Here is an 18,831-nt window from a genome sequence, read left to right as displayed (position 1 = left end):
AAAAACAAATTTTCTTTGCCATAACCAATTGATTTTATAGTATATCTTCGCATATACTTTTGAGGTAGATGTGGTCAACTTCGAATATATCTCTGATAAAAAATGGGAAACTTCAGTAAAAATAATATCCTGGAATATAAATGGATTGCGGGCAGTAATGAAAAAAGATTTTACAAAAATTATTCGCACCCTTGATCCCGATATCCTTCTGCTCCAGGAAATAAAACTCCAGGAAGAACAGCGGACTGGTGAAATGATCAATTTGCTTTCCTATGAATCGTTCTGGTCCTATTCAACTGTAAAAAAAGGATATAGCGGGGTTGCAGTCTATTCAAAAGTAAAACCTGAAAAAGTTATTACATCGTTTTTAAAACCTGAATTTGATAATGAAGGGCGGGTCATTCAACTGGATTATAATGATTTTATTTTATTTAATATTTATTTCCCCAACGGTCAGATGAGTGACGAGCGACTTCAATATAAACTTAACTTTTATGACTGGTTTTTAACCTATGCAAATAAATTGAAAGACCAGGGAAAAAGTCTGATTATTACAGGGGATTTTAATACGGCTCACAATGAGATTGATTTGAAAAATCCAGGACCCAATGCCAAGCGATCCGGGTTTTTAAGAATTGAAAGGGATATTCTGGACCGGATGGTTGACATGGGGTATGTGGACACTTTCAGACAGCTCCATCCGGACCAAGTCAAGTATTCATGGTGGTCATATCGGTTTAATGCAAGAAAAAACAATGCCGGCTGGCGGATTGACTATTTTTTTGTGACAAAGGATCTTATCGATAAAGGCATTGTCAAACAAGCCTTTATCGATAATGATATATTTGGATCAGATCATTGCCCGATCGGTCTTATGATCGAGATTTGATAATGTTGTCAGACCATGGAAGCGCACAGTTCCCGGGCAAACTCAGAGCATTTTAATTCAATTGCACCTGGGATCTGCCTTGCCAGATCATAGGTAACTTTTTTGTTTAAAATGGCTTTTTGCAGTGCTGCATGGATCACATCCGACGCTTCATGCCATCCTAAGTGATCCAGCATCATGGCGCCTGAAAGAATAACAGACCCCGGGTTTACTTTATCCAGTCCGGCATATTTAGGGGCAGTCCCATGGGTGGCTTCAAACACGGCGCAGCTGTCACCTATATTGGCACCCGGTGCAAGCCCCAGCCCTCCGACCATGGCTGCCAGAAGGTCTGAAATATAATCTCCATTCAGGTTTGGTGCTGCAATGACATCGTATTCGCTGGGCCGCAAAAGCACCTGCTGAAACATGTTGTCGGCAATCCTGTCCTTTAAAACGATTTTTCCTTCAGGGATTTTACCGTCAAATCGGTCCCAGAGATTTTGCTCGGTGATGATGGCATCCGTGAACTCATTTTCCCCGACTTCATACCCCCATTTTAAGAACGCACCTTCGGTAAATTTCATGATATTGCCTTTGTGCATAATGGTGACGTTCTTCCTGTGATGATCAACGGCAAACTGAATGGCTTTTCTGATCAACCGCTTGGTATTTTTCTCACTGATGGGTTTAATCCCAATACCTGTAGTGCTTTCATCAAGGGGCTTGGCTGTTTTTGTATTAACAAATGAGACAGCATCTTTTGCCTCCTTAGTCCCTGCTTCCCATTCAATACCCAGATAGAGATCTTCAGTATTTTCCCTGAAAATAATCATATCAATTTTTTCAGGTTCATTACAGGGAGAGGGAACCCCCATAATATATTTTGCAGGGCGGATGCAGGCAAACAGGTCAAGATCCTGTCGAATAGCCACGTTAAGGCTTCTCATGCCATGCCCCACAGGGGTGGTTAACGGGCCTTTGATGGCAACTTTATATTTTTGGATCTGTTCCAGTGTCTCCTTGGGGAGCCATTCCCCTGTTTTTTCATAAGCTTCTTCTCCGGCAAGGATTTTCTTGAAACTAATTTTTTTATTGTTTCCATAAGCCGTTTTGACAGCTTCGTCCAGCACAATCCTGGTTGCGTTCCATATGTCAGGTCCTGTGCCGTCCCCGGATATATATGGGATAACAGGTGTGTCGGGAACAGATAATGATCCGTCTCCATTTAATTGAATGATCTCTTCCATGGAAATTCCTTTTGATTTGAATGATTAATCTTTAAATACCAGTTTGCCGCCAATATGTCCTGCAATGCCGACGGCAATCAGCATAATAATGTTTACGAGAATAAATACCCAGGCTTTGGGTGATGATATAATTTGGGGGTCTATCAGGTACCAGATAAGACTTATTGTACATGAAATTATGGTCAGGGTGGCTGCCATGATTTTTAATTTAAAAATTATTGTCAAGGCAGCATTATATTTTTTCTTCCATTCAAGAACACCTGTGAAAATTACAAAAGGAAGGCTAACAACAACAAAGATCATATTAATGAAAGCCACCCTGGGAAAAAGGTCAGAGTCAAACACCCAGGCCATCAGCCACAGGAGTACGACTACAGGTAGTATCCCATTGGGTGAGTGCACGGAAATCGGGTGGGCATGGTGCTTGAGCAACAATGATTTGATTTTTTCAAAACCTGTTTCTTTAATGGCAGGGGCCGGCCCTGGCACTTCTTTTTTTTCAGGTCGGTCTATCCCTGATTTTACCGCAGGAGTTTCTTTTTTAATAGGTTTTTCCGGCATGGGTGCCTTGTTTATTTCTACAAATTTACTTGCATCTGCACCGCAAACCGGGCATTTTTCAGGAGGGTTTTCTCCTTTGTGAATATATTTGCAAATACTGCATTGCCAAACTTTCATATAGTGGTCCTTTTTATCTTAACGGTCATCCATATCTGTGAATACACACTCATCAGGCCCGCAATAATCACCGACATATTCTGCCCCCGGCCTGTAAAGGGAGGGTTTCGGGGCGGCCATGGCAAATTGTTCTTCAATGACATGGGCTGCCCATCCACTGACCCTTGAAATAGCAAAAAGGGGTGAAAAAAGATCTGTGGCAATGCCCATGGCATAGAAAAGGGATGCACTGTAAAAATCTACATTACTAAAGATTTCTCGTTGTTTTTTTGCCTTAAAGGCAGCCTTCCCTTTTTTCTCAAGCTCCCTTGAAAGTTCATACCATAAAGGTTGATCGCTGATTTGTCCCATTTTCTTGCTCATGGGCGCAAGAATGATGGCCCGCGGGTCATCTGTCTGGTAAACCGCGTGACCAAGCCCCATGATGAGCCCTTTGGAATTTAATATGTCATTGATGTAGGCATCGATTTTTTCAACAGACCCGATTTCTTTTAACATTTTCATGACCCTGACATTGGCACCGCCGTGAAGGGCACCTGAAAGAGAACCGATGGCGGCAGATATGGCGGCATATATATGAGCCCTGGTTGATGCCACCTGTCTTGCCGTAAATGTTGATGCATTAAAGGAGTGTTCCGCGTGCAGGACAAGGCTTATATCAAAAAAACGGGTTGTTTCATCATTGGGTTTTTCATTGTTGAGCATATAAAGAAAATTTGCCGCGTGGCTTAAATCATTGTCGGGAAGAACGACTTTTTTTTTGTTCCTGATCCGGTCCCATGCAGCCGTAATGGTTGCTATTCCTGCAATAAGATTTTCAGCACTGAATAATACGGTTTCAATTTCCGGTTTTCCGACAGTTTGATCGGTTTGCATCAACAAAGGGATCGTAATTTGCAGAACATCCATGGGGTTCATGTCTGAAGGAAGTGCTTTAAGAAAAGAAAAGATATTTTCAGGAACCTTTCTTTTTTGCTTCAAGCTTTGATTAAAATTTTCCAGCTCCTGTTTTTTGGGAAGCCTTTCATACAATAAAAGAAAACAGACTTCTTCAAAACTTGCATTCCGGGCGAGATCTTCAATCAAAAACCCTCGATAGATCAGCTTTCCTTCTTTTCCTTGAACATCGCAAATTTTTGAACTGGCCACATCAACACCGCGAAGGCCGGTATCCATAACAGGTGATATACATTCATCCATGAGGATCTCCTTAAAAACTAAAATATTTTTTCAGGGGGTCTTCTTTCAGGGATATATTCTGATTCGATTTCATTGTTATGGAGCGCCTGGGAAATGTAAAGGCCGCAAAAGCAGGCCCCGTATTCTTCCAGGTCAGGTGCCCTATATTCACAGGGACAGATGATGTCCTTGTCCTTTTCCCTGTCACCACAGGCAAGTCGGCAGGGGCAGGCCATATATCCATACCGCTCCTTATTTAAAACAAGGGCCTCAAGAAGTTCAAATACCAATTCCTTGTCCTTGTTAAAGTAAATTCCTTTTGCTTCCTGGGATTTTTTTAATGCTGCGTAGAGTTGTTCAACTTTCATTTTTAATCCCTAAAGCCTCCTTGATTTGGTTTTTTTTATATCCGACAATAACGATATCATTAATTTTAACGGTGGGAAAAGAACAGCGGGGATTCATCTCTTTAACGTCTGCCAGAATGGCTTTTCGCTCTTCTCCTTCCAGATCATCTACCGCGATATATTCATATTCAACATTGCATTCGGAAAGAAGTTTTTTGGTTGATTTGCAGTGGCTGCAGGTACTTAATGCATATAATGTTGTTTTGTTCCTGGTCATGTGTTTTCCTTTTGCTGGCATAAATTACAAGAAACATTCCTGTAGTGTTTAATTTAAGCTAATAAACCTTGCATGATTTATACCAGAATTGCAAGTTTAAAGTAAAATTGGATTGACTGAGTTCCAAAGAGTATAAATTTGTATGGTCTGATTTTTGCAGTCTAAAAACTTTACGAGAAAAAACTGTTTTTTGAATACAACTTTGCTAAAATACAAATGAATGATATTCTTGTCAGAGTCCAAATCAAAAAAGGAGAAATTCAATGAATCAGTGGTATTGTTCTGTTTGTCATGAAACATTTAGTGGTGAAAACAAACCCGGCACATGTGAGATTTGCCATGCAGACGATAGAATGATTATGAAGTTGGAAGAGGTCCCTCAGTCCCTTGAACAGGTCAGGGATTTGGCCAGGAAAAAGCTCAAGGGAATCTGTGCGGCATATCCGTCATGTGACGGCAATTTTGATAAAATATGCCAGCGTGAAGCGTATGGAAAACCCATTGGACTTGGCGGTATCGGCCAGGGGCAGTCTTTCAGGGCAAATGTTAAAGCCCTTGCAGACATCCAATTGAATATGTCGGTATTGGGAGATCATTTTGAACCGGATACTTCCTGTTCTTTTCTGGGAATTGGCCTTGAATTCCCGGTGTTGGCTTCGTCTACAGCAGGTGCCCAGAAATATAATGATGCTCTGGATGAAACCCTGTTCTGCACATCCGTATTAAAAGGGTCAAAAGAAGCGGGCACTATTGGACTTCGAGGGGACACCTGGTTTTATACACCCGAGGATAATCCGTCGTTAAATGCCATGAAAGTTTGTGACGGATATGGCATTCCCATATTCAAACCAAGGTCCCAGGATGTTTTAAAAAATTTGATTGAAAAAGCAGAAAAGTATGGCTGCAAAGCCGTTGGTGTTGATCTGGATGGTTGCGGGTCAACCATTATGGCATTGCATGGGCAGCCTGTATTTAAAAAGAGTGTCAAAGATATTGAAGAATTGGTAAAATTTACATCGCTGCCCTTTATTGCCAAGGGCATCATGATCCCGGATGAAGCGCAAAAGTGTGCAGATGCAGGTGCCAGTGCCATTGCCATATCCAATCATGGGGGTCGGGTTCTGGATTCAACCCCGGGTGTTGCCACAATGCTGCCGTTGATCAGGAAAAAACTTGGGGATTCTGTTACGATTACAGCGGATGGTGGTGTGAGAACAGGCTACGATGTGTTGAAAATGCTGGCACTGGGGGCAGATGCCGTCCTCTTGGGAAGGGATATTATCCGGGCGGCTGTTGGTGCTGGAACCCTGGGGGTGAAGCTGCACCTTGAGCACATTCAAAAAACTTTGAAAAAAGCCATGTTTATGACCGGAACAAAGAACATTAAAATGGCAGATTCAAAAATTTTATTCAAACATAATTAAACAAAGGAGAAAAAATGGGAAAAGTTTTGATTGTATACGCATCAAGGTCTGATGAGACAAAAGGAATTGCTGAGCTGATCGCAGAGGGTGTTCGTATCTCAGGACATGAGGTTGATATTAAAAAAACAAGTCAGATTAAGAGCGAAGAGGATTTAAAGGGTTATGATGGCTATGCCTTTGGTTCGGCAACCTATCATGGAGAAATGATTACATCCATGAAACAGATTCTGTTTATAGCAGAAAGAGCAGAACTCAAAGATAAGCCCGGCGGTGCTTTTGGTGCCTATGGCTGGAGTGGTGAGGCACCGGGAAGAATATTTGAAACCATGGAACATATTTACGGCATGAAAATGGTGTCAGGTCCTTTGATGCTAAAGGCAAGCTGGGTTGGGGGGGGGCTCAAGGCAGCCCAGGAATATGGGAAAAGTATTATTGCACTGATTTAGGATATTATAATGAATGATAACAGTCTGATATTGGCATGTTCAAAGTGCGGCGCAAAAAACAGGGTACCGATATCACGGATAGATGAAACTCCAAAATGCGGGAAATGCGGGAAGGTATTGCCGGCAGAAATATTAAGCCAGCCGGTCAATGTTACGGACAGCACCTTTGATCGGGAGGTGTTGGCGTCAACACTTCCCGTACTGGTGGATTGCTGGGCACCCTGGTGCGGCCCCTGCAAGGCGATTGGCCCGATCATGGAGGAGCTTGCTGCAAAATACAGGGCAAGGTTGAAAATAGCCAAGCTCAATGTGGACGATAACCCCGGGATCGGGTCGAGATATTCTATCTCAAGTATTCCAACCATGCTTCTGGTAAAAAATGGACAGATCATTGATACGCTGATTGGCGCATTGCCAAAAGAGCAATTGGAATCGCAGATTGCAAGAATTCTTTGATGATAAAAATGAAGAATTCCTTCAATGGGTGAGGCGCCAGTGGAATATTGAATTTAAATGTGTCCGCCGGGATATTGATATCCAGGGTAGCCCTGAGCGGACACTTTCGCGTGCAGTGTTTCAGGATAAAGAAGGCACTCTTTTCCTGCTTGAAAAATTTTCCAAAAGAAAATTTCAGATTCGTCACAATGTCGCCAAAGCAATTGAATATTTGAATGATAATGGCTTAAAAGTCGCCTTATCGTATCAAAAATCTAATAACAGGGAGTTCTTACCGTTTTTTAAAGATGCCTGTTTTCAGCTGTCCTTTTTTTTAGACAGTACCGGAATTAAACGACCGGATTATCTGTCATCATCAAAGATGGGAAAAAACTTCGCATTATTTTTAATTTGCCTCTCCAACACCTCTGTAAATATTGAAAGCAGCCTTTCTTTTAAACCCTTTTCCATTAAAAAATATATTTATAAATTATTCGGTGAAATTAAGAAACATAATAATGTAGTCTATAAAAAATTTCTTCCGTTTTTAATATTTTTAGAAAAAGAGTTTATGGATGTTCACGATAAACTGCCTGTCTCTTTTTGCCATGGGGACCTGCATCCTTTAAATGTCCTTTGGGATCATGATCAAATAAGGGCCGTGATTGATTGGGAGTTTACCGGGATAAAACCTGATATTTACGATGCCGCCAACCTTGTTGGTTGTGCCGGGATTGAGAATCCAGAGGGCCTGGGAATGCCCATGGTGATGACATTTTTAAGAGAAATACGGGCAAAGAAGCTTTACAGTGAAATAGGATGGCAGTTCTTCCCGGAGTATATTCTTGCATTAAGGTTTGCCTGGTTGTCAGAGTGGCTGCGAAAAGAAGATAAAGACATGCTTGAAATGGAGGAAGCTTATATGGGGATTCTTGTTGACAATATGGAAATTTTAAGACAGGGCTGGGGAATTTGAAACCATCAAACAACTTGGCACACTTTTGTATTGTTTGTTATTGTTCATTGATACGATAATTTGAGACACGAATGTCTCTCGAATCTTTTTTTAGTGTTAAGGTTATTTATTAATCATTACAACTTGTTTAACCATAAGGGGTTTCGCAGGAAAGACATGTAATTTTGATCTCCTGGTATGATGCTTGCTAAATAGGAAGTGTAAGCATGTGATGAAAAATCCAGGAGGGATAAAAAATGTCTAAATCAAAATTTGGAATAAAAAGGTATAAGAAAGGTGTCCAGGCACCCAATTTTTATTTTGGTTTGAAATCCAAAAATGAAATTTACTTTCAAATGGCATCTATTTTCAAAGAAGTCACCAATGATGAAGACAAATTGGCAAAAACGATTTTTAATGGGTTTTTAACAGGTGGTTCCTCTAAAATTTTTGTGGAAAAATCCTTTTAAATGACATATAAGAAATTTATAGCCTGAATTTAATTTTGTTTGTCTGGATTTCACCCTGTTTTATCGATTATAATAAGCAACAAAACATAAAAAAAGGAGAGATGTAATGGCTGAACAACTTGGTATTTATAAATGCGGCAAATGTGGAAATATCGTACAGGTCCTTCATGGCGAAAAACCGCCGGTCATGTGTTGTGGCCAGGCAATGGATCGCCTGGTTGAAAACACAGTAGATGCGGCACTGGAAAAACATGTGCCTGTGATTGAAAAAACGGATGGCGGATACTTAGTGAAGGTCGGCAGTGTCGCCCACCCCATGGGAAATGATCATTGGATTGAGTGGATTGAGCTTACTTCCGAAGACAGTACGTTTGTACAAAGACAGATGTTGACACCAACGAGTTCGCCTGAAGCCCAGTTTAAAACCGATGCTGCTAAGGTTGTTGCAAGGGCCTATTGCAATCTCCACGGTCTTTGGAAGTCTTAAGGCCCGTTCTAAACGGGGTCAGGCTTTCCTTATTGTCGTTATTGAAATCAATAACGACAATAAGGAAAGCCTGACCCCACTCATGATTATTCAGTCAGCTTTCCTGCAAGAAGCTTGATATGGCTCATTTCTTCCTTGATAATATTGTCAATTTTTGATTGACCCAGTTTTGCAGAAACCAGTTCTTTCATCCCGAGATAAAAGGCAATGGAATCTTTCTCTGCCTGAATAGCAGCGCTCAATATGCTTTTAAAGCTTTTATCGATCTGCTTTTTTTCAGAAAAGACCCGGGTGTCAGCAAGCGCTTTTAGATAAAGGATATTTTCATCATCAGGATCAAACGCTGTAGAAAATATTTCCTCATCTTTTAATTCTTTTTGCATATTGGCAAAGATTACTTCATGATCGTCTTCCATCAAAGCCAGCTCAAGGAGAAATTTTTTGTGTTTTTCCTCTTCTACCTGTTCTGCAGCATTCCGGTAAAATTTCGCACCATTCTGTTCAATTTTTACAGCAATTTCAAAAATATCATTTGCATTAAACTCGTTAGGCATTTTTCCCTCCGGGTCATCTCTTCTTTATGACAACCTTTCTTTTAATATTTTAGCTATTTTTACGCCCAGATCAAAACATTTGTTCAGATCATCTTCATCCGGAACATATTGAACTTTAACACCATCGTCAATAATATCCAGTTTCATTTCAGAAAATTTTTTGTTCAGAATTTTTACGGCTTCGCCGCTCCATCCGTAAGAACCAAATGCAGCCGCAATCTTATTCTGGGGCCTCAAGCCTTTGATATATGTCATGACATCGGCAATAACAGGAAAAATGCCATTATTGAGAGTCGGAGAACCCACAGCAATAGCACCGGCTTCAATGATTTCCGTCATAATATCACTTCGATGCCATTTCCTGGTGTTCATGAGCCTTACATTCACATCTTCCGACTCAATACCACTGGTAATGGATCGGGCCATTTTGCTTGTACTGTCCCACATAGAGTCAAAGATGACAACCACCTTGTTTGTCGGCTCCTGCTTGGACCAGTTGTCATAAGCCTCAATGATTTTGGACGGGTTGTCCCGCCAGATGATGCCATGATCCGGACAGATCATATTGATTTTCAGATTCATTTTTGCAACATCTTTTAAAAGTGCCTGTACCCTTGACGAAAAGTGAAGAAGAATATTGGCATAATACTTTCTTGCATGGGGGATAATTTCATCTCCGATTTCGTCATCAAAGAACTTGTCGCCGGCATAGTGCTGGCCAAAGGCATCGCTGGAAAACAGGATGGCGTCATCCACAAGATAGGTAAACATACTGTCCGGCCAGTGAAGCATTTTTGTTTCAAGAAAGGAAAAGGTTCTATTCCCTGCTTTGAGTTCATCACCACTTCCCACAACCTTAAAATTAAAGTCCCGGTTAAAATGGCTTTTCAGATTTTTTGCCCCCATTTTTGAACAATATAGGGGCTTGTCTTCTCCGATGATCTGCATCAGTTTGGGGATGGATCCGGAATGATCCATTTCCGTATGATTACTGATAAGGATGTCAATTTTTTTTGGGTCAATAACTCTGCTGATATTGGAAAGTAGCTCCTCGGAAAATTTTTCTTTTACCGTATCAATGAGAATATTTTTTTCGCCCAGTACCAGAAATGCATTATAGGTTGTACCTTCATAGGTAGAATAACCATGGAAATCCCTGATATCCCAGTCACGGCATCCAACGGAATATATTCCCTTTGCTATTTCAATGGGTTTATACATTTATTTGTGCCTCCCTTAATAAAAATTAATCGATTTAAATAGGTTGCCAAACTCGTTTTATTGTTCTCAATTAATGCAAAGAGTGTGCCTCAAATTTGAGTTTTCCCTTCTTGATAAAAAGGGTTTTAACTTGAAGCTTATTATTATAGTATAAGATGCGTAAAATCAATGAATCATTTGTTCAATAGAGTAAAATATGAGTCATAATGTTTATATAAAAAGAACAAAAATTAATGCGCCTGTTGAAATTCTTTTTTCATGGCATGCCGGAAAAGGAGCCATCTCAAGGTTGACACCGCCATGGGCACCCTTGAAAATGATTTCGCGCAGCGGTCGTGGTATTCAAAAAGGAGTAAAAGTAGCATTTCGGTTAAGTCTTTTTAAGATACCCATGATCTGGGAGGCCGAGCATATAGCGTATCAGGAAAATAAACTGTTTAAAGACCGGCAGATAAAAGGACCGTTTGCCAAATGGGAACATACCCATAGGTTTATAGCGGATGGTAATGCGGGTTCAATCATGGAAGATAAGGTTGAATTTAAATTGCCGTTCGGATTTTTAAGTCGGCCGTTTTACGGGTTTGCCAAAAAAGAATTTGAGCGAATGTTCAACTACAGACACAGGGTGCTCAAATATGATCTTGAACACCATGTGGACAAAACCAGAAAGAAAAGAATTCTTATTTCCGGTGCCAGTGGAACCATAGGAAGCATATTGGTCCCGTTTTTGAGAACCTGTGGTCATGAGGTGATCCGACTGGTTCGAAAAGAAGAAACTCTTTTAGAGGATGAAATTTTCTGGGATCCGTACAACGGCATACTTGACCTTGAAAAGGCAGGTCCCTTTGATGCCGTCATCAATTTAAACGGGGTTGATATTTCAAGGGGCAGATGGACCCAAAGCCAGAAAAAACGGATTATTGACTCCAGGATAATTCCCACCCGGCTGCTTGTGAAGAAAATGGCAGATCTTGACCCAAAACCGGATGTCTTTATTTCTTCTTCTGCAGTCGGCTTTTATGGGGAAGGCAAAAATAAAATTTTAAGCGAAACCGATAATATGGGAGATTGTTTTATTTCCAGGGTTTGCAAACAGTGGGAAGATGCATCCATGACTACCCAAAAGCTGGGAATCAGGACTATTCAGCTCAGGATTGGAGTGGTGCTTACCCCGGCCGGCGGTGCTCTTAAAAGAATGGAACTGCCCTTTAAAACAGGCTGTGGTGTGAAACTTTCCCATGGTAGACAATATATGAGCTGGATCAGCATGGATGATGTATTGTCAGGCATCCTGCACATATTGAGGGATCATGAAATCCAAGGACCTGTAAACTTGACCGCCCCAAATCCTGTCACCAATAAGGAGTTTTCAAAAACACTGGCCAGGGTTTTTTCAAAAAAGGTATTTTTTACACTCCCCAAATTTGTGGCCTTGTTTTTGTGGGGGGAATTGGGAAAGGAAACCCTTTTGGCCAGTGCACGGGTGAAACCTGGAAAACTTTTGGACAATGGGTTCTCATTTCAACATGAAACGCTTCTTTTCGCACTGAAAGATATGCTTGGCAGATAGAACTTATAATTTTAAAATGAAAAATAATAAAGGCAATACTATCAGGTAAAACAAAATGAATATTAAATTAAAAATCCTCTTTTCTCTTTTAATGATTACAGCCCTTGTTTTTGGGTTCATTCATATTTATTTCCCGGCAGATAATTATAGTTTTGAAAGGCTTCATATTTTTCTTTTTAATCTTTGTACAGGCGGCACCATCCTCCTTTATTATACACAAGGCAGGGTAAAAGTCTCCAAAACTATTACGTTTTTTTTCTTGGGCTCGTTAATTTACGCTTTTTCTGCTTTTTTTAAAATTTATCCGGTTACCATCCTTATCTCAGTTCCACTGTTTATACTGGTGGAAAAAATTCGAATTGAGAAATTCTCACTGGTACCCATACAGTTTATCAGCCTCAAAGAACCAGTATCGGAGAAATTTCACCAGGCATCACTGTTGTGCCTTTCCATAGGGATTGTCATGGCATCCCTGGTTATTTTGAACAATGAATATTTCAAGTTTGTGACCATGGAAAAGCTGACCTTAAACACCTTTTTCTTAGGCTTTTCTTTCCCATTGTCGCTGATCACGCTTTCTCTGGTTTTTACAATGTTGAAAAAGATAGAAGGATCATCAGCCAAGGTAGTCATGGAGGCCTGCTTCTGGACCATTACCCTTGGGGTGATCATTTTTTTTATTTTCATTTTATTTGAAAAATTTATTCCCCAGATTTTTGTAACAGCGGCACTTTTCACAGCAGTGGTTATCGTATTTTTACTGTATACAAAATTTGCCGAAAAAATTCAGCAGAAACTTTTTTTAACCTCAGGGATTGGGTTTTTGATTTTGACGGCTGTTTCAGGCATTGTATATATCTGCATGCAGATGTCTGAAGGATATGATCCTCAAAAAATAAAATGGCTGCTCCATATGCATGTGTTTGCTTCGTTATACGGCTGGAACCTTTGCGGTCTGTCCGTCATCTGCAGGTTTGATGATTTTCCCATAAGACTGCACTCTCCGACAGTGATTTTTATTCACTGGCTGACCGCTATTGTTCTTGCCCCTTTGGGCGTTTTTTACGGAGGGTTTGCAATCCTTGCCATCATTGGATATTCTTTTATAACGCTGACACTGTTTTTCAGCAGGAACAAAAGGGAACGAGCAGATGAATAACCGGGAAAAACTTAATCGATTTTTAAGTCTTTTCACAGGCGGGTCAAAAGTGCTTGTGGTGATCAATGCCGATCCCGATGCCATTGCCAGTGCCATGGCAGTTAAAAGACTGTTATGGCGCAGGGTCAGTGAAGTGACCATTGCCCATTTTAACAAGATCAGCCGGCCGGATAACCTTGCCATGATCGAATATACTGAACCGGGTCTGGTGGCACTGGATGATATAGAAAAAGAAGAGTTTACTTCATTTGTGGTGGTGGATTCCCAGCCCGATCACAATGAGCGGTTTTCTGAATTTAACTATGATGCCATTATCGATCACCATCCATTAACTTGTGATAATGCCACATATGTTGATATTAGACCGGGTTATGGTGCCTGCTCCACCATTATGACTGAATACCTTAAGTCAAAGAAAATAAAACCCTCTTCCAGACTTGCTGCAGCCCTGATGCTGGGCATTAAAACCGATACGTCTGATTTTACCCGACAGGCAAGCCTGAAAGATATCAGGGCATTTCAATACCTTTATCAATTTGCGGATAATAATATTGTCACTAAAGTTGAAAGAACGGCATTGACCCAGGAAGATCTCGAATTTGTCGGGCATGCCATAAAACAAAGAAAAGTGATTAACAATCGTGTTTTTTTCCATGCGGGAAACATCACCAAACCCGATGAACTTGTGGTTGTGGCAGACTTTTTTTTAACCCTTTCAAAAGTTAACTGGAGTATTATTTCCGGTGTTTATGAAAAAAAACTGATCATTATCATTCGGAATGACGGATTGAGAAAAGGCGCTGGAAATACAGTAAAAGAAGCGTTTTCCATGTATGGTTCAGCCGGGGGGCATAAGACAATGGCCAGGGCAGAGCTTGATTTAAAGCTGATTCGAAAACAGATCAAAGCGGTCAACAAAAAAGTCCTTGGAGACTGGATTATATCGGTTATTGACAAGACAGCCGGTAAGAAAATCATATAGTTTTTTTTTAAACGAGGTCGAGAATCAGACACAAACCTGACAGAGCAAAAGCGTTATCCACTTTTAGATGAGGATAATAAGAAGATTTTTTCCCAGCAACTTGAAAAGCGACGAAAAGGGGGAGAGAAGACCTTATGAAATTATCTGGACAAAAAAAGACGGGTCTAACCTTCATACCTTTTTAGTCTCCTCTAAATAACAGGTATATTTCATACCTGTTATTTACCTGAAATATATCTCTTGTATGTCAATTATTCTCAGTATATAAAATAAGTCAGGCAATTAATTTAACTTAAAGGAGATCATTAAAATGAAAAAGTTTATGTATTTTTGGATTATTCCTATTTTTTTAAGTACATTTTTCTTTACTTCAATTCTTCATGCCAAAACCATTAGATTAACCTATTCAAATTTTTTCCCTCCCACGCATATTCAAAGCAAACTTGCCCAGTCATGGTGCGATGAAGTAAAAAAACGCACCAATGGAGCTGTCATTGTAGAATACTACCCGGCACAGACTCTGACAAAAGCCAAACAGGTTTATGACGGCGTGGTTTCGGGAATGTCGGATCTGGGACTCTGCCTGTTCGGGTATACAAGAGGCCGTTTTCCATTGATGGAAGCTGTAGATCTTCCACTTGGGTATAAATCCGGTATGGTTGCAACAATCGTTGCCAATGCGGTTTATGAAAAATTTAACCCCAAAGAACTCGATGATGTCAAGGTCATGTATCTCCATGCCCATGGTCCTGGTCTTTTATATACCAAAGAAAAACCTGTGAGTACCATGGATGACCTGAAGGGGATAAAAATCAGGTCACATGGTACAACTGCAAAGGTTGTCAAAGCACTTGGCGGTATCCCAGTTACCATGCCAATGCCTGAACTCTATCAAAGTCTTCAAAAAGGTGTGGTGGAAGGAGCGATTTATCCCATGGAAGTAAACAAAGGGTGGAGAATGGCAGATGTGGTTAAATACGGCACATTTGATTATCCCATTGCCAATACCTCTACATTTTTTGTTGTCATGAATAAAGATAAATGGGCCGGCCTGCCCGCTGATATTCAAAGTATTATTACAGAAATTAATAAAATCTGGATTGTTAAACACGGGGAAGCCTGGGATACGAGTGATGCTGAAGGTGAAGAATTTTTGATTTCAAAAGGAGGAAAACTGATCACTTTAACAGAGCAGGAAGGTAAAAAGTGGGAAACAGCCATAGAACCCGTTATTGAAGATTTTATACAAAAATCAGAAGAAAAGGGCCTGCCGGCCAGGGCAGCTGTGGAATTTATAAAAAGATTCCTGGGAAATTAAAATCAGCATCCATATTAATCAAAGAGCAGGTGTAAATGGAAAAAGAAATATTAAGTTTGTGTCAAGCAGACAGTGTCGAGATTACAACCCTTGTAGATAATTTTTCAGATGTCCTTTTGCCGAGCAGCAAGACCGTCATTCGTCCTCCCCTTGCCAGGGAGGGCGTTATTCCGAAAAACACCCTGTTGGCAGAGCATGGTCTTTCCCTCCTAGTGAAGGTCCGGGTAAAAGAAGAGACGCATTCCATCATACTTGATACAGGTTATACAAATGTGGCAGTTCCTTACAATCTTGAGTATTTGGGGTTGTCATTGGAAGAGGTTGAGGCAGTGGTTCTCAGCCACGGCCATATGGATCATGTCGGAGCATTAAGGGAAATTGTTGATTTAGCCGGGGCAGGGATAAAACTTATCCTGCATCCGGATGCTTTTTTACCCCGTGTTATTCGATTTCCTTCAGAACGGCTGGTTTTTCCTGCATTCCCTTCCAGGGATGAGCTTAAAGACTGGGGAGCCGATGTGATGGAAAACAAAGAACCACTCCTGCTGTGCAAAGATTCTATCCTAGTTACGGGTGAAGTTCCCCGAACCATCTCATTTGAAAAAGGACTGCCCGGAGCCCTGATCAAATCCAATGGCGAGTTTGTTTCAGACACATTTAAAGATGATCAGTCACTCGTTATAAATCTTGGCAATAAGGGGCTGGTCGTAATTTCCGGATGCGCCCATGCCGGCATCATAAATTCTGTTTTATATGCCGGGGAATTAACCGGTAACAAGAAAATCTGTGCTGTAATCGGAGGGTTCCATTTGAGTGGTGCTGTTATGGAACCTTCCATTGAGCCCACAATTGAAGAAATGAAAAAAATGGCAGTACAGGTGATTTCTCCCATGCATTGTACCGGGTTCAAGGCAATTACACGGTTTGCCGAGGAAATGCCCGATGCCTTTATTCTAAACAGTGTAGGCAGCAGGATCATACTTTAGAAGGATAAGTAAATGAGTCCTCAAGATTACTGGAATCCGGTTTTGGAAACAATGCCGTTGGAAAAACTTAAAGTTTTGCAGTTTAAAAAGTTTAAGCGACTATTAAACTGGGCCTATACCCATTCAAAATTTCACAAGGCGCTTTATGATACCGCAGGGTTAACCCCTGATGATATTCGTTCCTTTGATGATATTAAAAAGATCCCCAAGGTTGAAAAATCCATGATGAGAGGAATTCAGAACAAAGAGCCCTTTCCCTATGGAGATGCCCTGTGTGTTCCCTTAGAAGAGGTTTCAACCTTCAGACAGACCAGTGGTACCACAGGCCAGCCGGTTTATCAGCCCGATACCTGGCAGGACTGGGAGTGGTGGTCGGAATGCTGGTCTTTTATTTTATGGGCACAGGGATATCGTCCCAAAGACAGGGTGTTTATTCCTTTTGGCTATAATATTTTTGTTGCTTTCTGGGCCGGACATTATGCGGCAGAAAAACTGGGCTGTGAAGTGGTTCCCGGTGGTGTCCTTGATACCCAGTCCCGCATATTAAAAATAAAAGAATTGACTGCAACAGCCATGATGGCAACGCCGACATATGTCTTGAGAATGGCGGATGTGGCAAAAAATAAAATGGGGATCGATCCCAGCGAGCTCTCCATCAACAAAATCACCTGCGCCGGCGAACCGGGTGCCGGTATCCCCAGCACGAAAAAAAGAATGGAAGATGCCTGGGGCGCCAGTGTATATGATCACTCCGGTGCAACAGAAATCGGTGCATGGTCATACGAGTGCAGGGAACAGCCTTGCGGAATGCATGTCAATGAAGCCATGTTTCTTGTGGAAATAGAAGATCTGGATACCGGTGAAATCATAGAAGAACCGGGCCGAAGAGGAAAGATGATCATCACGGCCCTGGACAGGATGGCTCAGCCCTGTATTCGATTTGATTCCAAAGATGTGATTGAATGGGATTCAGAGCCATGTTCATGCGGTCGCACATTCCGACTGATCAAGGGCGGTGTCATTGGCCGTTCTGACGATATTACAAAGGTGAAAGGGGTACTCCTCTCTCCTGCGGCCATAGAAGAAGTGGTCAGATCCATCAACGGTCTTGGCGATGAGTTTGAGGTTGTTGTGGACAAGCAGGGGGATGTCGACAGGATAAAGCTTAAAGTGGAACTCATGCCGGATGTTACAAAGCTCAGTGTGGAAAATATCTTGAAAGATCAGCTCAGACTGAAAACAAACCTGGGGTATCGAATTGAATATTATGATTACGGCAGCCTGCCAAGATATGAAGTAAAGGCAAAACGGTTTAAGGATCTACGGAAAAAATTTTAAAGAAAAGAAAGGCAGGCCATGAAAAATTTCTCTGACTTGACGGTGGTTAATGATAAAATCCTTAAAATAAAACAATTATTGACTGAACTTGAAATAGAGGCTGAACAATTTCCTGCTTTGTCAAGAAATTCCAAAAGGGCTTTGGCAAGCATAAAAATGCTGGAATTAAATATTTCAGATATTGTGGCATTTGATTTGACTGATGGTGGGGCATAGAAAATTTAACATATCTGGTAATATGGCAGGCCTTGTTCTGATAAAAACATCTTATCCGAAGACGATTACCAATATACTTGAAGGGTTGTCGTCAACACTTGTTCCCTTGGTGATTTTGCGTTAAACCGGCCGGGGTATGGGTTGCGATGAATCCGATTGAATCTCTTGCAGCTTCTAAATTCCGTTGCGCTGACCGGTAAAAACTCGTTTCACTCAGACACTTTACCGGTTTTAACGCTCCACTGCATTAAGAATCTGTACAGACGCCCAATCAACGATTTCCTGCAACCCATACCCCGGCCTCCTCGGCAAGATTCAGTTCAGACGTCGCTATGTGACTTTGTTCATAGTCTCAGAAAATTGAAAATTCTTTTTCAGGATTAAATCAAGATGTATAAAAATGAATCTGAGGTTCTTGGGATAATCTGTGTCTCCAATTAAGATTAACCTGACAAGTCTTTTTTGAATCAATTATATTTCCACCAAACTTGATTTGTTGGAATACCTTTACAGATATTAGAAATCTTGGTATTAATTTTTTGATGCAGATTTTTTAATTAATAAATTAAACCTTCAGCTTTGCTGATGGTCCAAGCTTTGCTTTGCGGGTAAGTGAGAGATTTACAAAAACAGAATACCTCCTTAAAAAGGGTTTGTGGAGACCCTAAAAT

General features: G+C 41.0%; 21 protein-coding genes. 14 read left to right on the top strand and 7 right to left on the bottom strand.

What is annotated here, in order from left to right:
* Positions 1-88: 88 nt before the first annotated feature.
* Complete coding sequence (locus tag HGJ91_RS14960) at positions 89-889, top strand: exodeoxyribonuclease III (RefSeq protein WP_291348647.1); 801 nt, start codon at positions 89-91, stop codon at positions 887-889.
* Between the two features lie 8 nt (positions 890-897).
* Here HGJ91_RS14960 and icd read toward each other — a convergent pair whose 3' ends face one another.
* From icd to HGJ91_RS14935, 5 genes are read right to left on the bottom strand one after another with little or no spacing between them, the layout of a single operon-like run.
* Complete coding sequence (icd, locus tag HGJ91_RS14955; RefSeq protein ID WP_291348646.1) at positions 898-2,118, bottom strand: isocitrate dehydrogenase (NADP(+)); 1,221 nt, start codon at positions 2,116-2,118, stop codon at positions 898-900.
* Positions 2,119-2,142: 24 nt separating this feature from the next.
* Positions 2,143-2,796 carry a rubredoxin-like domain-containing protein gene (locus HGJ91_RS14950; RefSeq protein WP_291348644.1) on the bottom strand — a complete coding sequence of 218 codons (654 nt, stop codon included), beginning with the start codon at positions 2,794-2,796 and terminating at the stop codon, positions 2,143-2,145.
* 18 nt (positions 2,797-2,814) lie between these two features.
* A complete protein-coding gene (locus HGJ91_RS14945) occupies positions 2,815-3,996 on the bottom strand; it encodes a citrate/2-methylcitrate synthase (RefSeq protein ID WP_291348642.1) in 1,182 nt (393 codons plus the stop codon).
* A 17-nt stretch (positions 3,997-4,013) separates the two neighbouring features.
* On the bottom strand, positions 4,014-4,343 hold the full coding sequence (locus HGJ91_RS14940) for a ferredoxin-thioredoxin reductase catalytic domain-containing protein (protein WP_291348640.1): 330 nt from the start codon (positions 4,341-4,343) through the stop codon (positions 4,014-4,016).
* Positions 4,333-4,599 (bottom strand): glutaredoxin family protein, encoded by a 267-nt coding sequence (locus tag HGJ91_RS14935; protein WP_291348639.1) that lies wholly within the window; start codon positions 4,597-4,599, stop codon positions 4,333-4,335. The genes HGJ91_RS14940 and HGJ91_RS14935 overlap by 11 nt, the downstream gene beginning before the upstream one ends.
* Positions 4,600-4,862: 263 nt before the next feature.
* Here HGJ91_RS14935 and HGJ91_RS14930 point away from each other — a divergent pair, with 263 nt between their 5' ends.
* The 6 genes from HGJ91_RS14930 (at position 4,863) to HGJ91_RS14905 (ending at position 8,816) form a co-directional block, all read left to right on the top strand.
* Entirely contained in the window at positions 4,863-6,023 is a 1,161-nt protein-coding gene (locus HGJ91_RS14930) for an alpha-hydroxy-acid oxidizing protein (RefSeq protein WP_291348638.1), read from the top strand.
* A gap of 14 nt (positions 6,024-6,037) precedes the next feature.
* Positions 6,038-6,469 carry a flavodoxin domain-containing protein gene (locus tag HGJ91_RS14925; RefSeq protein ID WP_291348637.1) on the top strand — a complete coding sequence of 144 codons (432 nt, stop codon included), beginning with the start codon at positions 6,038-6,040 and terminating at the stop codon, positions 6,467-6,469.
* 9 nt (positions 6,470-6,478) lie between these two features.
* A complete protein-coding gene (trxC, locus tag HGJ91_RS14920) occupies positions 6,479-6,925 on the top strand; it encodes a thioredoxin TrxC (protein ID WP_291348636.1) in 447 nt (148 codons plus the stop codon).
* Complete coding sequence (locus HGJ91_RS14915; protein ID WP_291348635.1) at positions 6,909-7,880, top strand: phosphotransferase; 972 nt, start codon at positions 6,909-6,911, stop codon at positions 7,878-7,880. Before trxC ends, HGJ91_RS14915 begins: the two co-directional genes overlap by 17 nt.
* Before the next feature lie 236 nt (positions 7,881-8,116).
* Entirely contained in the window at positions 8,117-8,329 is a 213-nt protein-coding gene (locus tag HGJ91_RS14910) for a hypothetical protein (RefSeq protein ID WP_291348634.1), read from the top strand.
* A 106-nt stretch (positions 8,330-8,435) separates the two neighbouring features.
* The gene (locus tag HGJ91_RS14905; protein ID WP_291348633.1) at positions 8,436-8,816 is read left to right on the top strand and encodes a desulfoferrodoxin; all 381 of its coding nucleotides are present in this window, start codon (positions 8,436-8,438) and stop codon (positions 8,814-8,816) included.
* Positions 8,817-8,902: 86 nt separating this feature from the next.
* Here HGJ91_RS14905 and HGJ91_RS14900 read toward each other — a convergent pair whose 3' ends face one another.
* Together HGJ91_RS14900 and HGJ91_RS14895 are read right to left on the bottom strand one after the other, a co-directional pair.
* Positions 8,903-9,370, bottom strand: coding sequence for a ferritin family protein (locus HGJ91_RS14900; RefSeq protein WP_291348632.1), 468 nt, complete (start codon positions 9,368-9,370; stop codon positions 8,903-8,905).
* 24 nt (positions 9,371-9,394) lie between these two features.
* On the bottom strand, positions 9,395-10,591 hold the full coding sequence (locus HGJ91_RS14895) for a flavodoxin domain-containing protein (RefSeq protein ID WP_291348631.1): 1,197 nt from the start codon (positions 10,589-10,591) through the stop codon (positions 9,395-9,397).
* 196 nt (positions 10,592-10,787) lie between these two features.
* Between HGJ91_RS14895 and HGJ91_RS14890 the strand changes: the two genes are divergently transcribed.
* The 7 genes from HGJ91_RS14890 (at position 10,788) to HGJ91_RS14860 (ending at position 18,160) form a co-directional block, all read left to right on the top strand.
* Positions 10,788-12,161, top strand: coding sequence for a TIGR01777 family oxidoreductase (locus HGJ91_RS14890; RefSeq protein WP_291348630.1), 1,374 nt, complete (start codon positions 10,788-10,790; stop codon positions 12,159-12,161).
* Between the two features lie 55 nt (positions 12,162-12,216).
* Positions 12,217-13,320: a hypothetical protein gene (locus tag HGJ91_RS14885; protein WP_291348629.1), complete on the top strand. Its 1,104-nt coding sequence runs from the start codon at positions 12,217-12,219 to the stop codon at positions 13,318-13,320.
* Positions 13,313-14,302, top strand: a complete 990-nt coding sequence (locus HGJ91_RS14880) for a DHH family phosphoesterase (protein WP_291348628.1) — start codon at positions 13,313-13,315, stop codon at positions 14,300-14,302. Before HGJ91_RS14885 ends, HGJ91_RS14880 begins: the two co-directional genes overlap by 8 nt.
* 310 nt (positions 14,303-14,612) lie before the next feature.
* Entirely contained in the window at positions 14,613-15,620 is a 1,008-nt protein-coding gene (locus tag HGJ91_RS14875) for a TRAP transporter substrate-binding protein (RefSeq protein WP_291348627.1), read from the top strand.
* Positions 15,621-15,655: 35 nt separating this feature from the next.
* Positions 15,656-16,606 carry an MBL fold metallo-hydrolase gene (locus HGJ91_RS14870; protein WP_291348625.1) on the top strand — a complete coding sequence of 317 codons (951 nt, stop codon included), beginning with the start codon at positions 15,656-15,658 and terminating at the stop codon, positions 16,604-16,606.
* Between the two features lie 12 nt (positions 16,607-16,618).
* Entirely contained in the window at positions 16,619-17,944 is a 1,326-nt protein-coding gene (locus HGJ91_RS14865; RefSeq protein ID WP_291348624.1) for a phenylacetate--CoA ligase family protein, read from the top strand.
* 18 nt (positions 17,945-17,962) lie between these two features.
* Entirely contained in the window at positions 17,963-18,160 is a 198-nt protein-coding gene (locus HGJ91_RS14860; RefSeq protein WP_291348623.1) for a hypothetical protein, read from the top strand.
* Positions 18,161-18,831 lie beyond the last annotated feature (671 nt).

The sequence above is a fragment of the Desulfobacula sp. genome, assembly GCF_014237455.1.
In the GTDB taxonomy this organism is placed as follows: Bacteria; Desulfobacterota; Desulfobacteria; order Desulfobacterales; family Desulfobacteraceae; genus Desulfobacula.
Note: the sequence above shows the minus strand (reverse complement) of the source record. Positions and strands in the feature narration are given on the sequence as shown.